Annotated in this window: 2 protein-coding genes; both read left to right on the top strand. The window is 71.9% G+C overall.

Features of this window, described 5'->3' with window-relative positions; all coding sequences use genetic code 11:
- Positions 1-61 precede the first annotated feature (61 nt).
- The gene (gene xrtA, locus HUU95_RS13440) at positions 62-1,603 is read left to right on the top strand and encodes an exosortase A (protein ID WP_174280564.1); all 1,542 of its coding nucleotides are present in this window, start codon (positions 62-64) and stop codon (positions 1,601-1,603) included.
- Between the two features lies 1 nt (position 1,604).
- Positions 1,605-2,754 (top strand): asparagine synthase (glutamine-hydrolyzing) (asnB, locus tag HUU95_RS13435; protein WP_174280563.1); only part of this gene is annotated, 1,150 nt, incomplete at its 3' end.

Below are 2,754 nucleotides of genomic sequence, written 5' to 3'. Positions count from 1 at the left end.
GCTACGGCTGGGCCGCCCGCCTCGCGCCGCTGGACGCGCTGATGGGGCTGGGAGCGGCGGCATGACGGTCGCGCTGCCCGTCGCGCGCGCTGCGCCAGTCGCGTCCGCATGGCGCGTCCACCTGATCGTGCTGACGGCGGTCGTCGCGGGCCTGATCGCGACGTTCCGCGCCGATGTGCGCTCGCTCGCGCATATCTGGTGGACCAGCACCACCTTTGGTCATTGCCTGTTCGTCGGTCCGGTGGTCGCATGGCTGGTCTGGAACCGCCGGCGCGAGCTTGCCCGGCTGGAACCGGTCGCCTGGGCGCCCGGCCTGCTGCTGGTCGCGAGCGGCGGCATGTGTTGGCTGGCGGGGGACGCGGCCGGGGTGACGTTTGCGCGCCATCTGGGGCTCGTCGTCATGGCGCAGGGGGCGGCCGTGACATTGCTGGGACCCAAAGTCTCGCGAGGGCTTTGTTTTCCAATCGCTTACACGTTGTTCCTCGTGCCGTTCGGCGAGGGACTGGAGGAGCCGCTGCAACGCGCGACGGTGGCGATGGTGATGCCGCTGCTCCACGCCGCCGGCATTCCCGCAAGCGTCGACGGCGTCCTCATCACCATCCCCAACGGCTTTTTCGAGGTGGCGGAGGCATGTTCGGGCGCCAAGTTCGTGATCGCGATGATCGCCTATGGCGCGCTGGTCGCGAACGTCTGCCTGGTGGCGTGGCCCCGGCGAGCGGCGTTCATGGCGGTGGCGCTCGTCGTCCCGGTGTTGGCCAACGGTATCCGCGCGTTCGCAACGATCTATGTCGCCTCTCTTACATCGGTCGAGAGGGCGACCGGTTACGATCACATCGTCTACGGCTGGATGTTCTTCGGCCTGGTGATGGCCGTGACGCTGGCGCTCGGCTGGCGCTGGTTCGATCGCGCGCCCGACGATCCCGCCTTCGATCCCCTGACTCTGGACGGACCGGTGCGCGCCAGGCTGAGGATGCCGGTCGCGGCGCTGCTGGCGGTGGCGATCGCGGGCGCGTTTCCGCTGTGGAGTGCCGCGCTTGCGGCCCGGCCCGCGCCGTTGCCCAGTCGCATCGCATTGCCCGAGGTGCCGGGCTGGACGCGCGCGCCGCTGAGCGTGCGTGCGCCGTGGCGGCCTTGGTACCCGGGCGCGGACCACACGCTGTTCGGCCGCTATCGCGACGCGGCCGGCGAGGAGGTCGACCTCGCGATCGCGGTGTTCGGCCGGCAGCGCGAGGGGGCCAAGCTGCTCGCCTTCGGCACCGGCGTGCTGCGCGAGGAGGACATCTGGGTCCGCATCGCCGACCTGTCCCCCATCGACGATGCAGACGGCAGCGGCGGCGCGGCGACGCGGATCGCCGCGCCCGGCCCGGTGGAGCGGGTGGTCGCGACATGGTATCGCGTCGGCGACACGGTGACGGCGGATGCGGGACGGGTGAAGATCGAGACGCTGAAGGCAAGGCTGCTGGGCGGCGCGCAGCGCGCGGTGGCGATCCATCTGTCGGCGGAAGCGGGGCCGGGTCGCGATCCCCTCCATGCGATCGAGCGGTTCCACGCCGCGCTCGGCCCGCTCGACCGGCTGGCGGACCATGACGCGGGCCTGAACTGACATGTGCGGCATCGCGGGGCTGTATTACCCGGCATCGCCCCGGCCGGTGGATCCCGCGCGGCTCCGCGGCATGATCGGCGCGCTGGCGCATCGCGGCCCGGACGGGGAGGGCATGTGGACCGCCCCCGGCGTCGGCTTCGCGCACCGCCGCCTGTCGATCATCGACGTCGCGGGCTCGCCCCAACCCATGCGCAGCGCCGACGAGCGGATCGCCGTCACCTATAATGGCGAGATTTACAATTTCGCGGAGCTGCGCATCGAGCTGGAGCGTGGCGGCGCGCATTTTCGCACCGCCGGCGATACCGAGGTGCTGATCGAGGGCTGGCGCGCCTGGGGTCCGGCGATGCTCGAGCGGCTGCACGGCATGTTCGCCTTCGCGATCCATGACGTCGCTCGCCAGTGCCTGTTCCTGGCCCGCGACCGGCTGGGCGTCAAACCGCTCCACCATGTCGAGCTGAGCGACGGCGGCCTCGCCTTCGCGTCCGAGCTGAAAGGCCTGCTCGCGCACCCGCTGCTGCGCCGCGTGCCGGACATCCGTGCGGTCGAGGACTTCCTGGCGTTCGGCTATGTCCCCGACGACGCATGCCTCGTCGCGGGCGTGCGCAAGCTGGCGGCTGGCCACTATCTGCTGGTCGAGCGCGGCAGGCCGGTTCCGGCTCCGGTGCGATGGTGGGACGTCGACTTCTCGCGCCGTGCGACCGGCACGGCGGCGGCGCTGGAGGAGGAACTGGTCGAGCGGCTGCGCGCCGCGGTCCGCTCGCGGCTGGTGTCGGACGTGCCGCTGGGCGCGTTCCTGTCGGGCGGGGTGGACTCGTCGGCGGTGGTCGCGCTGATGGCGGAGGCGAGCCCCCGCGCCGTCAAGACCTGCACGATCGGCTTCGACGAGGCGGGGCATGACGAGCGCGGGCCGGCAGGGATCGTCGCTCGCCGTTTCGCGACCGACCACCGCGAGCGCGTGGTGGCGCCGGACGACGCCGTCGATGGCGGGGGCCTGGTCGATACGCTGGTCGCCGCGTTCGACGAGCCGTTCGCCGACGCCTCCGCGCTCGCCACCTATCGCGTGTGCGAGCTGGCGCGCGAGGAGGTGACGGTGGCGCTGTCGGGCGACGGCGCGGACGAGGCGTTCGCCGGCTATCGCCGCCATCGGTTCC

The organism is Sphingomonas bacterium, from assembly GCF_903643065.1.
GTDB lineage: Bacteria > Pseudomonadota > Alphaproteobacteria > Sphingomonadales > Sphingomonadaceae > Sphingomonas.
The sequence above is the reverse complement of the archived record's forward strand: the minus strand, read 5'-3'. Positions and strand labels throughout refer to the sequence as shown.